This window comes from Arthrobacter sp. StoSoilB5 (assembly GCF_019977235.1).
In the GTDB taxonomy this organism is placed as follows: Bacteria; Actinomycetota; Actinomycetes; order Actinomycetales; family Micrococcaceae; genus Arthrobacter.
The window spans coordinates 2592507-2607479 of the sequence record NZ_AP024646.1 but is presented as its reverse complement, the minus strand read 5'-3'; the positions used below and the strand labels follow the sequence as shown (position 1 = coordinate 2607479).

Here is a 14973-nt window from a genome sequence, read left to right as displayed (position 1 = left end):
CTCTCCTTTCAGGGTGATTAGTGCGCAGCCGCTGCGGCAGCGTTGTTGAACAGTGAGGGTCGCACGATCAGCATGATTGCGGCCGCGAGCAGGGGCAGCACGGTGACCTGCAGCAGGCCGGCTCCCTGCCAGCCGAGCATCGGCACCAGCGCTGCGAACAGCAGCCCCGAGAAGGCTGCCGACCCGTAGAAGCAGGTGACGAACAGACCGGCGGCTCGCCCGACCTGGTGGGGACGGACAGCCCGCTGGATCGCACTGTTGGTATTGGGAAAGAAGACTCCGGTACCGAACACACCCATCAGGCAGGCGAAGACGCACTGCCAGACGAAGGATGCCTGCACTACGTAGATCAGTACTCCGATGACCGCCATGACAGTCAAGGCAACTATCAGCAGGGTCCGCTGGTTGATCCGGTCACCGATCCAGCCGCCGAACAGCCCGGCCAAGCCTCCAATACCTACAAAGCTGAGCGCCAGTGCGGCCTCCCCGGTGGATATGCCAAGCTGAGTGGTCAGGTAGGTCGGGTAGAGACCCAGGAACCCGTACAGGGCGAGGGCCCCGCAGCCTGACGCGGCGGCGATCGCCAAAGAGTTGCGGTTGTAGGCCTTGGCCGGCATGTAGTCGTAGGAACCGTGGTCACCGGTCATGCTGATGGCCCGCTCAGTGAATTTCGGGCTGACGACGAACACGGCGACGAAAGCGATCACCAAGCCGATGATCCCGAAAATGAAAAACGGGGCCCGCCAGGATCCAAAGTGGCCGGCGAACATGACACCCAACGGCGGACCGAAGGTCGCACCCAGGCCGAAGGCGAACCCTAGGACCCCTAGGGCCAGACCGCGGCGGTTATGGAAGAAGGCGCCCACGGCGGCGAACAGCGCGGCGGCCTGCATCCCTTCCCCTAGCCCCGAGATGATCCGATACAGGGCCATGTCGCCCCATGAGGAGGCCAGAGGTGTGGCCATGGTGCCCAAGGAGTAAATCACAATGCTGACTATCAACACCGTCTTGCGCGAGAAGCGCTCGACGAGGAAGCCTGCAGGGATGCCCGCGATGGCCATCCCCAAGGTGAATATTGTGGCCAACAGTCCACCGGCCTGAAGGCTGAATCCGTGTTCGGCGCTGATGGTGCCGAGCAAGGGAAAGAAGACCTGTCGGTCCATCGCATTGAGCATAAACGTGAACGCCAGCACCGCAAATGACACACCAGCGACGAGCTTGGTGGGCATGCCCTCGGGGTTGTTCTTCACCCTGGATGGTTCAGGGCTGGACGGGATCGCGTCCATGGAGATGACGTCCATGGGCTCCGGGTATGTGGGCACGGCCGGCCCGGCGGGGGCTCCAGTCGAGGCCGGAGTTTGACCTGATCCGGACGGGTTCGAGTGGGACATCTTTGTCTCCTAGTCGAGAAGGTTTGGATTCTTGGGTGAATTTGGGCCAGCTGTTGATTTGGCTGGGGCGCATGACAGCTCCGAAGTGCGGCGTGGAGGACAGTCACGATGAAACCCGGAACGTTCGCTCCGGGGTTCAGCGGTGGACGCATTTGGTTCGCAACCAAATTGACAGTTTTCAGGCTGGAGGTCCTCGTCTAGCAAGTCTGCCGGCGAGCAACCATGAGTGGGGGAATGCTCGAACTAGTGCTAACGATAGCACCCTGGGCGATGGAGTCAAGAGGGAATTCAGGTCGCCTTGGTCGATGCCGGAGGCATAGCCAGTAACGGGAACCCCGGAGCCGCTCGGCTCGCAGCGGCCAGCCATCGGCTAACGCTGCGATCTGCCCGCGTTCCACATCTAAGCAATGGGCCCTTCTTGACTCCCGCTACTAGCGTGCTATCGTTAGCACGTGGACAGCGCCTTGCGCTAAGATCCCCGTTCGGCCCCGGTATGGTATTCCGCTACAGACAAGCGTAAAGGAGGAACGATGGTAACCACCAAGGACATTGCCGCACATCTGCAACTGTCAGTCTCCACCGTGGGTCGTGCGTTGGCCGACGACTCCCGTATCAGCGAACAGACCAAGGCCCGTGTCCGCCAGGCTGCTACCGAGTTGGGATATGTGGGTAACCACGCAGCCCGGATGATGCGAGGTGCTCCGAGCAATGTGGTGGGTTTGGTCATTCCCGATATCCGCAACAGCTTCTACTTCACTATCGCCCACGAACTGTCGGCCATTATGGCTCGCGAGGACTATCAGCTGACTCTGGCCGAGACATTCGATGATCGACTCATTGAACGTCGCCACCTCCGCGAGCTGTCCGCAAGCCGTGCCGCGGGCGTGATAATTGCACCAACACCCAACCCCCATAGTGACTCCGTAAACCTGCTGCGGGGCATGCCGCACGTACAGTTGCTGCGCAGGCAGCCTGCACTCGGCAGTCACTGGTTCGGCCTCGACGATCGCCGGGCCCTGGATGATGCCACTACGCATTTGCTGGATCTCGGCCACACCAGAATTGCCTACATCGGAGCAATGTCCGACCTGCCGACAGGCAGGGAACGCCTGGACGGTTACCGTCAGGCATTGCGGAAGAAGGACATTTCGCCACGTTCCGATCTGATCGAACTCGGCCCCCCCGCTTCGCCTGAACACGCCCGGGATGCGATGCGTCGGCTTCTGGACGGGCCCAAGCCCCCGACCGCCGTCGTCCTTGGTTCGGTTCTGCACACCGTGGGTGTGCTTGACTGCTTGTTGGAGCTGGGCGTCGACGTCCCCGCCGAACTGTCCGTCGTGGGCTTCGGCGACCAGAGCGGCTTTTCCTGGTGGGGGCCGGGGCTCACTACAGTGAGCCTCCCAATCGGCGACGTAGCCACCTCCTGCGGACTCTGGTTTGTCCGCCGCCTGAACAACCCCCCGGCCGGCAACGACCCTTACGAGTCGGTGTCAGTGGGCTGGATCGTGCCCCGAGGCAGCACTGCCGTACCGTCGGCGGCGTCGCGCAAGCGTTCTGCCTGAACTTCCACCGCACCGTATAAAACCCGCTTATGCCTATTCAAAAAATCGATAAAATGCTAACGATAGCAACTATCTGACCCCCCCATTGGAGAGATTGAGAATCATGCTGCCACCGGTCGATTTGCGTCCGCCGTTCAACATCACACGAACCAGCCATCTGCGGCTCAACGTCGCCGACTTGGCCACGAGCCGTGACTTCTACACCCGGGTCCTAGGCCTGGTGGTTACCGAGGAAGATGACTCGACGGTCTACATGCGCGGCCTCGCAGAGGCATGCCACCACAGCCTCGTGCTGGAGAAGAGCCCCGATGGCGGCACAGCCCGCCGAATAGGATTCCGGGTCTTCTTCGAGGAGGACCTTGACGAGGCTTACCGCTTCTTCCGTGAGCGGGACCTGCCAGCCGAGTGGGTGGACACGCCGCACCAAGGCCGCACGCTGCACGTCTCCGACCCGGTCGGGACGCCGCTGGAGCTGTGCGCAACCATGGAAACCCGCCCCAGGCTGCACATCAACTTCGAGCAGTACCAGGGCGCCCACGCCCAGCGGCTGGACCACTTCCAACTGCTCACGCACGACGTCTACGACCTGTGTGCGTTCTACAGCGCACTGGGCTTCCGCAACTCCGAATACCTGGAATACGGCCACGATCTGGTGGGCGCCTTCATGTACCGCAAAGGCACCTGCCTCGACCTGGCCATGGTGCCTGGCGCCGGCCCAAGCCTGCACCACTTCGCCTATACCGTTTCCGAAAGCCACGACATCTTCACCGCCTGCGACTTCGCTGGCATCCTGGGCTACGGCGACCAGGTGGAGCGCGGACCTGGCCGGCACGGACCCGGCGGCATGCTCTTCGCGTACCTTCGCGATCCGGACGGCCACCGCGTCGAGGTCTTCAACAGCCATTACCAGACCATCGACCTCGAGACCGAACCCGTGCGCTGGGACGCCGCTTCCGTCAGCACCAACGCCCGCTGGGGGCTCCCCGCCCTTGAGCAGTGGTACTTCGAGGCCTCATCCTTCAACGGCGTACCCCTGACGGCGCCAGCCATTCCCCCCGCCCCGATGACGCTGGAAAAGTTTCTGGCCAGCCCGCAGCCCCACTGATCCCCACCAGACTGGAGAATCACATCATGTCCCGAGTTCCTACTTTGTCCCGCGACGACGCCGCTTCGGCCCACGAGCAACCCTTATGGGACCGCCTTGAGGCCGAGCGCAAAGTGCCGACCGCCAACATCTTTCGCGCACTGGCGAATGCGCCGGTTCTACTGGACGCGTTCCTGTCCTACGCCAATGCCATGCGTGACAGCTCCGTGCTAAGCCCCAAGCTGCGCGAACTGGCAATCTTGTCTGTCGGCCATGCCACCGACTCGGAATACGAGATCGCGCACCACCAGTCCCACGGTCGCAAAGCCGGCCTCACCGACGAACAGCTCGCCGCAGTGGGCGAGGGTGGGAATACTAAGGTGTTCGACGAGTCAGAACGCGCCGTGATAGCCCTGGCACGCGAATCGACCACCAAGGTCCATGTGTCCGACGCTGTCTGGGCTGCCGCAGCCAAGCACCTCGATGACCAGCAGATGGTGGAGCTGACGTTGACCATCGCCTGGTACAACTCAGGCGTACGCGTCATGGGACTGCTCGGCATCGAACTTGAGGACAGTTACCGCAAGTAGTGCCCGCTGGACCTGCACCCAATAGACAACCCAATTCTTCCTTAGAAGGAGCCGTCAATGGCGACGATGCGCGCAGCCCGACTGCACAAGATCGGCGAACCCATGTCGATCGACACCATCGAAGTACCCCAGCCCCGGCCCACCGACGTACTGGTCAGGGTCAAGGCCGTCGGCATCGTGCCGAACATGGCCAACGTGATCAACAATTGGCCCACCTGGTACCCCCACCAGCCACTCCCCGCCTTCCCGGCGGTCTTCGGGCTCGATCCCACAGGGATCGTCGAGGAGGTCGGGGAATCGGTCATCAACGTCAAACCCGGCGACCGTGTGTACGTGAGTCCGCTGCGGTCCTGCGGCAGCTGCTATGCCTGTTCCGGCGGCACCCCCAGCCGCTGCCGCTACTACACACTGAACGGGTACTTCAGCACTTCACGTGACGGCCAGCGGATCTTCGACCTCTACCCCTACGGCGGGTTCAGTGAGTTCATGACGGCGCCCCAACAGGCTCTGGTCAAGATTCCCGATAACCTTCCGTTCGAGCTGGCCGCCCGCTTCGGCTACATCGGCACAGCCTATGGAGCGCTCCGCCTGGCGGACGCCGGACCTGGGACTGTCGCCCTGATTGACGGTATCACCGGAACATTGGGCGTCGCCGCGACTGTACTGTGTTTAAGCATGGGCGTGGCTAAAATTCTGGGCACTGGTCGCAACCAGGAGCTCCTCCAACGCGTGAAGGCGCTCTCACCGGACAGGATCGAGGTCATGAACCTCGGCGAACAGTCGTCCGGTGACTGGGCGAAAGCCCGGACGCGCGGCGACGGAGCCCACTTCGTCATCAGTGCGCTCGGCGCCAGGGCCGACGCGGCCACCATGGTCGACTCCATGCGAGGCGTCCGGCGCGGCGGTAAAGTCGTCAACGTCGGAGGGGTTTCCGGCGAGGTCCCAGTAGACATGAAATGGCTGATGGACGAGCAGGTCCAAATCCTGGGGTCCAACTGGTTTACCGCTGCCCAAGGGCAGGAGATGGCCGACATGATCGAGACCGGCACCCTGGACCTCAACTATCTGGAGACCGAGTCGTTCCCACTGCTTGATGTCAATACTGCGATTTCTGGTCGGCTGAAGGACCCCCGCGGCGGATTCAGCAACTACGTGGTACTCCCCTGACAGCAACGGGGCCAATCCTTCACACCGATTGGCAATGAATTCCCATGTGGGGGCGCTTGTGCGCCCCCACAACCATTCAGGCGCTGACGCCGGTGAGCACGAACGCCACCGTCGCTGGCGCCTGTGTTTTGTTGCGCCAGGCATGCCGCGCGGCTACCTGCACAACGGTGTCGCCAGCCCTCAGATGCACCTGTTCTCCGCCGTCCAGCTCAAGCCACACTTCACCCGCAATTACGACTCCGTAGTCGACACTGCGGGTGCGGTGCATGCCATCCGGCTCAAACACCTCCGCCAGGTCCGGCGCAAAGGTGGCCAGTTCCTGGCCCGCCGCGGCTGGATCGAAATCCGCGCTCTTAAACACGGATTCGGGGGCGTATGACACGATCACGAAGCTTGCACCACCAGGACCCGGAACAACCGGGCCGGTATTGTTGGTCGGCTCGACCCCGGGTGGAACGGGCGAAGGTGCCCCGGGAGTAAACCACACCCGGACCTGGGCCTGACCGGGCATGGTATCGAAGTCGTGGCTGTTGGGTACTTCGCCGTCGGACACCAGGACCGAATTTCCCTCGGGGTCTGTTCCGGTGACCACTCTACGCACTGTCACGTTTAGTTCCTCTCGTCGATAAATGCGATCGTTAGCACTATCCCTCGGCCGACCCGCGCTGTCAATAACTCAGTTTTCGCAGGTTCGCGGCGGCTTTCCCAATGGTGGCCAGGCAAGACCCCGCCCTCAGGCCACATCTAATTGCATCAAAGGGGTGACGAGTTTCGATTGTTAATGCTATCGTTAGCACATGCTTGTAGATGACTATCGCCCTCAAGACTTTGCCCCTGCCGGGGTTGTGTTGGCCCAGGCAAGTTTGCCGAAGGAATCGACGGCAATTTGGCTGGTTTACGGCGGCCGCGCGCTGCGCATGGCGGATTGGGCGGAAGAGTGGCCCTGCGCACAGTTCTCGACGGTTACCGGACTTATTCAGAAGTGGGCCACCCATCACGCCGACCTTCGACGGTTGACCGAACGGCCAGAAACCGCACAGGCAATCGCAGGGAAAGGGCTTCCGCTCGCCTCGCTGCAGTTGGAGAATCCGGTTCAACCCGCTCAGCTGTTCTGCACCATCGGCAATTACAGGAGGCAGGTCGTTGAGGCTGCCGTCGACGCCGGCGACCCTGCAGACGCCGAGCTCCTGCGCGCTGCAACCATGCGGGCGCTGAATCAGCGCCGCCGCGATGGTGCCCCCTACATCTGCCTGACCAGCAGTGACCGCGTCGGCTCTCCGACGGGTCAGCTCATCCTGGGCCCGGACACGGACACCCTTGACTGGGAGGTCGAGATCGGTGCCGTCATCGGCATGGTTGGTTCGGGGCTCACCCCGTCCGAGGCACACGAGGTGATCGCTGGCTACTGCGTGGTCAATGACCTGACCATCCGCTCCCGTGTCGTCCGGCCCGACCTGCCGGGCTTGGGCAGCGACTGGCTGCAATGCAAGGGCCTTCGGGGATCCCTTCCGCTCGGACCGTGGTTCGTGCCTGCCTGGCAGGTGCCGACCCCCGCGGTCTTACGCCTGCAGCTTTCACTCAACGACGCCCTCCTGCAAGACGACACTGCAGATGACATGCTGTTCAGCATTCCCGAACAGCTTTCGTACCTGTCCCAGCACACCAGGCTGCGCCCCGGCGATCTGCTCTGCACCGGTTCCCCCGCCGGGTTCGGTCTGCACCACGGCCGCTTCCTGCGCGCCGGAGACACTCTCAGGGCTTCGGTGAGCGGGTTGGGCGAACAGATCACCCGCGTAGTGAGCCATACCAATTCTTCCGACAACGCCCCCGATCAAGATCCGGCCTCTCAAGGCCACACCACTACTAAGGAGCACGCGCTATGACCCCGCAGCAGACCGTCCTGCTGACCGATCGGGCCTGGCCCGACGACAGTATCGAACGAGACATCCTCGAAGGCGCCGGTTTTATCGTCGTCTCCGGCCCCGCTGACCCCGTCCCGGTGGAGTCCATCGACGCACTGGTCGCCGAACATCAGCCCGCTGCTATCCTCACCTGCTGGGCCACCGTGTCCGCCAATGCGATCGCATCCTCTGCCCCGCTTCGCGCTGTCGCCAGGATGGGAGTGGGCCTGGACAACATCGCCGTTTCCGCCGCCACCGATCATGGCGTGCAGGTCACGAATGTCCCGGACTACTGCGTCGCAGAAGTCTCCGATCACGCAATCGCCCTGGCATTGGCTTGGACCCGCGGTCTGGTTTCTGCCGACAGGGAGGTCCGGGCCGGCAGATGGAACCCTGCCGGAGCGCGGCTTCGGCGCCTGTCCAACCTAACGTGCGGCGTCATTGGATACGGCCGGATCGGCCGAGCCACTGCGGCCAAGCTGCGGGCGCTCGGTGCCAGAGTCGTGATCAGCGACCCGCACCCGCCTGCAGACACAGGCGACATCGAGGTGATGTCCCTCGACGATCTTCTTGTTGCCAGCGATATCGTCGTCCTGCACGCCCCCTTGGTCCAGCACACTCATCACTTGATCGGCGAACGGGAGCTGGCGCTGCTGCCGCAGGATGCGTTCCTGATAAACGTCAGCCGTGGCGGACTGATCGATACTGCCGCCCTGCTCGCGTCCCTCCAGGCCGGGCATCTGGGCGGAGCAGGCCTGGATGTCCTCGAGGAGGAGCCGATGGTTCCCGCTGAGCTGTTGGACCACCCCGGAGTGATCGTCACCCCCCACATCGCCTTTTCCTCCGACGCGTCGGTTATCGACCTGAGGCGCAGCGCCGCAGAAGAAGTCGTGCGCGTCCTGCAGGGCGAGCCAGCCCGCTACCCCTGCAACACCCCATCCGCCCTCTCCACTGGAGTGTCATCTTGAGCACAATCCGCACCGTCCATGGCCGACAGATCTTCGACTCCAGGGGGCGGCCGACTGTCGAGGTCGACGTCGTCCTCGACAGCGGCACCGTGGCCCGCGCCTCGGTTCCCTCCGGGGCATCCACCGGCACCCACGAAGCACACGAGCTTCGCGACGGAAACCCGTCCGTGTTCGGCGGTCTCGGTGTCACCGCCGCAGTCGACAACGTGAACGGTGAGATCGCTGCTGCGTTGCGCGGCTGCGATGTCGACGACCAACGGGCGATCGACGAGCGACTGCGGGATCTGGACGGCACGCCAGGCCTCTCGCGCCTCGGCGCCAACGCTGTCCTCGGCGCCTCGCTGGCAGTTTGCCGCGCCTCGGCCGGGGACAGCGGGCAGCCTCTGTATCGACGCATTGCCCAACTCGCCGGCGTCGGGGAGCCTGTGCTGCCCATGCCGATGGTCAACATCCTCTCCGGTGGCCTCCACGCCGGCCGCGGCATGGACGTCCAGGATTTCCTGGCTGTGCCAATCGCGGCCACATCAGCACTTGAGGCGATCCAACTCACCTCCCGGGTCCGGGCCGCCGCCGCAAGTCTCTGCTCAGCACGGGGGTTGCCCACCCTGCTGGCCGATGAAGGCGGGTTGAGCCCGGGCTGCCGCACGGCTGACGAAGCCCTTGAGCTGATCACCGAGTCCATCGAGGCAGCAGGTCTGCAGCCTGGCGCTGACATCGCCATCGCCATCGACGTAGCCGCAACGTCCCTATACGACAGCAAAGCCGGCGATTACCGTCTGCGTCGGCAGGAACGACGTCTCAGTACCGCTGAGATGATCGATATGGTCTCGTCCTGGGTCGACCGTTTCGCGATCGTCTCGATCGAGGATCCGTTGGACGAGGATGACTGGGCGGGCTGGCAGATACTCACCCAGCGCCTTGGGCACCGGGTCAGGCTGATCGGCGATGATCTGTTCACCACGAACAGCCAACGTCTCGCTGAGGGCATCACCCGTGGAGTCGCCAACGGCGTCTTGGTCAAGGTAAACCAGAACGGTACGTTGACGGGCACCCTCGACGTCGTCGCTCAAGCGCGCGCAGCAGGGTACGCGCCCGTCGTGTCAGCGCGATCCGGAGAGACCGAAGACGATTTCCTCGCCGACTTGGCTGTCGGAACTGCCGCCGGGCAGATCAAGATCGGGTCCGTGCGGAACTCCGAGCGACTTGCCAAGTACAACCAACTGGTGCGCATCGCCGAAGACCCAACTCTGGGCTTTAGGAATCTGCCCAAGTTGGCCTTATCAGCGGACGGTGGGCGGTGAACGGCACCGAACACCAAACCCGTGTGCGGGAGTTCCTACGCCGCCAGGGGCTGATGGAACCGGAAGAAGAGGCTCAACTGACGCCTTTGACCGGTGGCGTCAGCTCTGACCTGTGGCAGGTGGCGCTTCCCGGCCGGACGCTGTGTGTGAAGGGAGCGTTGGCCCGGCTAAAGGTGGAGCATGAGTGGCTCGCGCCGCTCTCCCGCAACAGGGTGGAGTACGAGTGGCTGCAATTTGCCGGCACCGTCGCGCCCAAGAACGTCCCTCAGGTGCTCGCCTACGACGAACAGGACGGACTGTTCGCCATGGAATTCCTGCCACCGCAGGAGTACCCCGTGTGGAAGGACCAACTCCTTGCCGGTCAGGTCAGACCGGCTGCCGCATATGAAGTGGGCGACCTCGTGGGCCGGTTGCACGCAGCGAGCACGAAAGACCTGTCGATTCCACGCTTGTTCGCAACCGACGATAACTTTGATGCGTTGAGGATCGAACCGTACTTCCGGGTTACCGCCTGGGCGAACCCCGACCTCGGCGACCGGATCGACGAGCTCGCCGCAGTGACTGCCGGCACTCATCTCGCAGTAGTGCACGGGGACGTTAGCCCCAAGAACATTCTTCTCGGCCCCAACGGCCCTGTGCTGCTCGACGCGGAGTGTGGTTGGTTCGGGGACCCTGCGTTCGATGTCGCATTCTGTCTGAACCACCTGCTGCTCAAGGCGATCATCCTGCCCGAACAAGCGGCGCAGTTGCACCTGTCTGCCCACCTGCTGATGGAAGGGTACGCCCGGCACATCAGCTGGGAGCCGGCGACGAAGCTGATGAGCCGTGTCGCGGCACTCCTGCCGCTGCTCGCCTTGGCCCGCGTCGACGGCGCCTCCCCGGTGGAGTACCTGACTCCCCTGCAACGCGGCCGCGTGCGGGACCAGGCCCGGTTCCAGCTGTCCCGGCCTGCCTCCGACATCGAGCAGCTCGTCAATGACTGGATCCTGACGGCCCGTACAGCAGTCGTCGACAGGACACAGATTAAGGAGCGCACCCCATGACGTTCTCCCTGTCCACTGTGAGGGTCTACGGAACACCCACCCCCGTGATCCGGCTCTCTGACGGCCGCCTGTACCGGCTCGCCGACCTCGCCCCCGAAGTTCTGGCCCCTAACCCGGGAGGCGGGCTGATGACAGTCTTCGCCCACTGGGAGACCGCGGAGCCTCTGCTGATGGCCGCCGTCGACGCCCTCCCCAGCAGTGCCGTCGAGCCGCTCCCAGGACCGGCCGAGCCGGAGGACTGGCTCACTCCGCTCCAGTACCCGAACAAAGTCATCTGCACCGGCGCCAACTACTACGACCACGTCATCAACGACGGCGGTCACACGGGCTTTACGAAAGAGGACAACATCCCGGTCTTCTTCCTCAAACCGCCCACCACCACGCTCGTTGGTCAAGGCCGGTCCGTCCGCTACCCTACTCAGACCGAAAAGTTCGACTACGAGCTTGAGCTGGCATTCGTCATCGGTAAGCGTGGTAGGCACATATCTGTGGACCGTGCACGTGAGTACATCGCCGGCTACACGATCGCATTGGACCTATCGGCGCGCGACTGGCAGCGCCATCCCCGGCACCTCGTCAAGTTCGACCTCTTCGGCGGCAAAGTCTTCGACGACAGCTGCCCTCTCGGGCCGGGCATTGTGCCCGCCCGATTCATCGACGACAGCAACCTGCAGCTGCAGTTTTGGCTCAATGGGGAACTCCGGCAGAACGCCAACACCTCCGACCTGATCTGGCCGGTGCCCGAGCTGGTCTCCCGGATCAGCGAGCACGTCACCCTCGAACCAGGCGACGTAGTGCTCACCGGCACCCCCGCTGGGGTCGGGCTCAGCACCGGCACCTGGATGCACGTCGGTGACGAGCTTAAGGGGCAAATAAGCGGCCTCGGATCAATCAGCGTACAGATCATCCCCGCCGACACCGTTCGGCCGCGCTAACCCGCGCGGCACTGCCGAATGCGGACAGCCCCCAACCCAGACACAGGAGTACACCATGAAAGCAGCCGTTCTATCCCACACCGGAGCCACGCCCGCCTACGCAGATTTCTCGGACCCCGAGCCTGACACTGGCCAAGTTGTCATCGACGTGACCGCGGCCGGTGTCCACCACCTCGACCTTGCCATGGCGTCCGGCGCCTTCGGCAATCCGCGTACATTGCCGTATGTAATCGGGGCTGATGGAGTGGGCCGGACCGCAACAGGCCGGAGGGTCTTCTTTACGTCACCGGTGTCGCCTCACGGCTCTTGGGCCGAGCGGACAGTCGTCGCCGAGGACGACCTACTCGACCTTGCAGACGGCGTCGACGACGTCACCGCGGCCGCCCTCGGCAACACGGGACTGGCCGCGTGGCTCGCCCTTACCTGGCGGGCGAAACTGCAACCGGGCCAGAATGTGCTGGTGCTCGGCGCGACCGGAGCGCTCGGTTCGGTCGCCGTCCAGCTCGCCAAGGCCCTCGGCGCCGGCACGGTGGTGGCCGCTGACAGGGATCCCGACCGGCTTGACCTCTCCGTGGAACGGGGGGCGGACGCCGCCGTGACGATCACGCCGGGTGCTGATCTGGTGGGAGCCTTCCGCGACGCCGTAGGTGAGCACGGCTTCGACGTGATCATCGACCCGGTCTGGGGCGACCCAGCACTGGCCGCCATGCACGTCGCCGCCCGGGGTGCTCGTCACATACAAATTGGCCAGTCAGCGGCGGCAACAATCCAGCTGCCTGCCGGCCTCGTCCGTGGAGCACGGTTGGAGATCTTGGGGTTCGCCCACGTCGATCCGCCCGTTGAAATACGCCGTGACGCTTACCTTCAACTCACCAGGTTCGCGGCCAAGGGGATGTTGACGGTCGATACGATGACGCTCCCGCTAAGGGATTGCAAGCGGGCCTGGGAACTTCAGCAACAAGGAGCACCACGAAAGTTGGTCCTAAGCCCTTAGCCCTTTACGGCATCTGGGTGTTCTCACTGTCGTTCAGGTCCACCATCTCCTAGAAGCCCTGGCGGGGCGCGCCCGGTGCCACATTCGCCACGGAAGACCGGGAAGCAAGCGAAACCCCAGAGCGCAAAAGAAGGACCCATGAACCACCAATCAGCCACATACCAAGATCTGGTCAAGGTCTCCCACAGCGGAGAATTCGAAAATGCGCTCGACAGAGCCGTGGAGAATGCAATTCTCCAGGGGTACAACAACCCAGGTCGCGGAATCATGGTTACCCGCCATGATCACCGGACGTTCACCGTCGAGCTGTCGCCCGACGTCCCCTACGGAACCATTTTCGAACAACTCGGGTTCGGCCTGGACCCGCGGCAGCACCCCGAGGCCGGATCCTGGCAATTACAGGAAACCACGCACGTACAAGTAAGCATCTGAAGCGGGAGCCAAGAGCCCCAGGATTACCGCCCAAGGCAGGGAGAGAGACACATGTCCAACGAAACGGACACAGAGCCGGCCATCCCGTCGAACACGCGGGAAGAGCCGGTCGAACACGAAGAAAAAATCGTCGAAGAAGCGATCCGAATCCTACGCCGGACACTGTTCGACGACTCGATGGTTGCCCTGCCCTGGACTGGCCTGCAATACAGAAATGAACCCGACGGACGTGGACTGCCTGCTTAGCAACGGCTGTGCTCCGGTGAACAAGGGCCTCGCCACGGCTCGGAACAGCAACGACGCTGGCCGTACGGCCCTACACGGACACACAGCATCACGAGCCATGAGCAATAAAGAACAGGTGAGGATGCCGAAACGGCCGGAGTCGTCCGTCGCTCGAGCAAATGCCCAATTTGAGACCAGCCATGAAATGAAGTTCAACGTGGAAAGAAACCGACGCGTCCGGACCCGGACCTCAGCCCGCAGACACGTCGCCGCGAAGCCTGCCACTGACTGGAGGCTGGCGACAACGGCGACCGGCGCCCCGGAACAAGACCTCCGACGTGACCCGCTGCTGATGAAGCACTGGAAATACCTATGGCGCCACGAATATGTAGAGCTACGCCGTGGAGACACCGTCGTGGGCAGCGGATACGTCGACGAATCGACCAACGATGCCAGGATCATCTGGATCCAGCTCGCCAACGGACTGGGCCGCATCATGATCCATGATCTGGACGGAATCGACATCTGGCGTGTGGACCCCCGTATCAATGGCCGGCGAAGCCAAGAGTAGGCCAGTACAGTCCAGGCGCGCCTACAGCCTGCGGCGGGGCGGAAAGACGATCATCCGGATCGCCGACTATCGCAACGAACGACCGCCCCGCCGCCCGGAGAGTGAACCTCCCCGGGTACTCAACAGAGCGCCGCATCTGGGGTAAACAGGGTTTTCGGTGACGGCGAACACCTTGTCCATCCCAGGTTCAGCCAGGCGCTAGGCTCGTCGAGAGGATAGAGCCGGGCCGGTGCGCGAACGCCGCAATGAGGGCCACCTGCTGACACTTATCGCAGAGGAAGTCCCCGACATCCTGGTGGGTGCCGGCACGATCCTCACACCAGCCCAAACGGACCAAGCCGTGGCAGCAGGTGCTCAGTTCCTCGTAGGTCCAGGAATGACACCTGCACTGCTCCAGCATTTGTTGTCGTTGAACCTCCCGGTCCTCCCCGGGGTGGCTACCGTTGGCGAAATCATGGCCGTCCTCGAGAACGGACTGAACGCCATGAAGTTCTTCCCCGCCGGACTCTCATACCTGGCAGCGATCGGGGCACCCATCCCCCACGCGCAATTCTGCCCGACCGGCGGCGTGAGTCTGGTTGGCCTCAGCGCCGGAATACCTTGCGTTGCCGAACGTCGCCTGTGTCGGAGGTAGCTGGCTCACGCCGAAGACCGCAGTGGAAGCCCAGGACTGGGCGAGGTTCATAGAGCTGGCGCGGGGGCTGCGGGCCTGTAGGACCCTGCGGTCTCTGCCGTAACGCCACCACGGGCGGACCGACGATAGCTCGCCTCTCTGCCACAAGGACGCCTACGGCACTCCATCGATCTCG

17 protein-coding genes are annotated in these 14973 nt (G+C 63.3%); 15 read left to right on the top strand and 2 right to left on the bottom strand.

What is annotated here, in order from left to right:
* Positions 1 to 17: 17 nt before the first annotated feature.
* Positions 18 to 1391, bottom strand: a complete 1374-nt coding sequence (locus LDN75_RS11730) for an MFS transporter (RefSeq protein ID WP_223937416.1) — start codon at positions 1389 to 1391, stop codon at positions 18 to 20.
* 530 nt (positions 1392 to 1921) lie between these two features.
* On the opposite strand from LDN75_RS11730, the gene LDN75_RS11725 reads away from it, so the two are divergent.
* The 4 genes from LDN75_RS11725 (at position 1922) to LDN75_RS11710 (ending at position 5794) form a co-directional block, all read left to right on the top strand.
* Positions 1922 to 2953, top strand: coding sequence for a LacI family DNA-binding transcriptional regulator (locus tag LDN75_RS11725; protein ID WP_223937415.1), 1032 nt, complete (start codon positions 1922 to 1924; stop codon positions 2951 to 2953).
* Positions 2954 to 3056: 103 nt separating this feature from the next.
* Entirely contained in the window at positions 3057 to 4058 is a 1002-nt protein-coding gene (locus tag LDN75_RS11720; protein WP_223937414.1) for a VOC family protein, read from the top strand.
* Positions 4059 to 4084: 26 nt separating this feature from the next.
* Positions 4085 to 4627 carry a carboxymuconolactone decarboxylase family protein gene (locus tag LDN75_RS11715; protein WP_223937413.1) on the top strand — a complete coding sequence of 181 codons (543 nt, stop codon included), beginning with the start codon at positions 4085 to 4087 and terminating at the stop codon, positions 4625 to 4627.
* A 57-nt stretch (positions 4628 to 4684) separates the two neighbouring features.
* On the top strand, positions 4685 to 5794 hold the full coding sequence (locus LDN75_RS11710) for an alcohol dehydrogenase catalytic domain-containing protein (protein ID WP_223937412.1): 1110 nt from the start codon (positions 4685 to 4687) through the stop codon (positions 5792 to 5794).
* 76 nt (positions 5795 to 5870) lie between these two features.
* Here the strand turns inward: LDN75_RS11710 and LDN75_RS11705 are convergent, their stop codons facing one another.
* Positions 5871 to 6401, bottom strand: coding sequence for a cupin domain-containing protein (locus LDN75_RS11705; protein WP_223937411.1), 531 nt, complete (start codon positions 6399 to 6401; stop codon positions 5871 to 5873).
* Between the two features lie 190 nt (positions 6402 to 6591).
* Here LDN75_RS11705 and LDN75_RS11700 point away from each other — a divergent pair, with 190 nt between their 5' ends.
* The 11 genes from LDN75_RS11700 to LDN75_RS24280 all read left to right on the top strand — a co-directional run bounded on the left by LDN75_RS11700 (position 6592) and on the right by LDN75_RS24280 (position 14901).
* Positions 6592 to 7677 carry a fumarylacetoacetate hydrolase family protein gene (locus LDN75_RS11700; protein WP_223937410.1) on the top strand — a complete coding sequence of 362 codons (1086 nt, stop codon included), beginning with the start codon at positions 6592 to 6594 and terminating at the stop codon, positions 7675 to 7677.
* A complete protein-coding gene (locus LDN75_RS11695; RefSeq protein ID WP_223937409.1) occupies positions 7674 to 8663 on the top strand; it encodes a C-terminal binding protein in 990 nt (329 codons plus the stop codon). The genes LDN75_RS11700 and LDN75_RS11695 overlap by 4 nt, the downstream gene beginning before the upstream one ends.
* The gene (gene eno / locus LDN75_RS11690) at positions 8660 to 9964 is read left to right on the top strand and encodes a phosphopyruvate hydratase (RefSeq protein ID WP_223937408.1); all 1305 of its coding nucleotides are present in this window, start codon (positions 8660 to 8662) and stop codon (positions 9962 to 9964) included. Before LDN75_RS11695 ends, eno begins: the two co-directional genes overlap by 4 nt.
* Positions 9961 to 11007 (top strand): aminoglycoside phosphotransferase family protein, encoded by a 1047-nt coding sequence (locus LDN75_RS11685; RefSeq protein ID WP_223937407.1) that lies wholly within the window; start codon positions 9961 to 9963, stop codon positions 11005 to 11007. The genes eno and LDN75_RS11685 overlap by 4 nt, the downstream gene beginning before the upstream one ends.
* On the top strand, positions 11004 to 11942 hold the full coding sequence (locus LDN75_RS11680) for a fumarylacetoacetate hydrolase family protein (protein WP_223937406.1): 939 nt from the start codon (positions 11004 to 11006) through the stop codon (positions 11940 to 11942). Before LDN75_RS11685 ends, LDN75_RS11680 begins: the two co-directional genes overlap by 4 nt.
* A 55-nt stretch (positions 11943 to 11997) precedes the next feature.
* Positions 11998 to 12936, top strand: coding sequence for a zinc-binding alcohol dehydrogenase family protein (locus LDN75_RS11675; protein ID WP_223937405.1), 939 nt, complete (start codon positions 11998 to 12000; stop codon positions 12934 to 12936).
* 138 nt (positions 12937 to 13074) lie between these two features.
* Entirely contained in the window at positions 13075 to 13368 is a 294-nt protein-coding gene (locus LDN75_RS11670) for a hypothetical protein (RefSeq protein ID WP_223937404.1), read from the top strand.
* 51 nt (positions 13369 to 13419) lie between these two features.
* Positions 13420 to 13614, top strand: coding sequence for a hypothetical protein (locus tag LDN75_RS11665; protein ID WP_223937403.1), 195 nt, complete (start codon positions 13420 to 13422; stop codon positions 13612 to 13614).
* 196 nt (positions 13615 to 13810) lie between these two features.
* Positions 13811 to 14164 carry a hypothetical protein gene (locus LDN75_RS11660; RefSeq protein ID WP_223937402.1) on the top strand — a complete coding sequence of 118 codons (354 nt, stop codon included), beginning with the start codon at positions 13811 to 13813 and terminating at the stop codon, positions 14162 to 14164.
* A 229-nt stretch (positions 14165 to 14393) separates the two neighbouring features.
* Positions 14394 to 14798: a hypothetical protein gene (locus LDN75_RS11655; protein WP_263422374.1), complete on the top strand. Its 405-nt coding sequence runs from the start codon at positions 14394 to 14396 to the stop codon at positions 14796 to 14798.
* The gene (locus LDN75_RS24280) at positions 14743 to 14901 is read left to right on the top strand and encodes a hypothetical protein (protein WP_346347171.1); all 159 of its coding nucleotides are present in this window, start codon (positions 14743 to 14745) and stop codon (positions 14899 to 14901) included. Before LDN75_RS11655 ends, LDN75_RS24280 begins: the two co-directional genes overlap by 56 nt.
* The last annotated feature ends 72 nt before the right edge of the window (positions 14902 to 14973 follow it).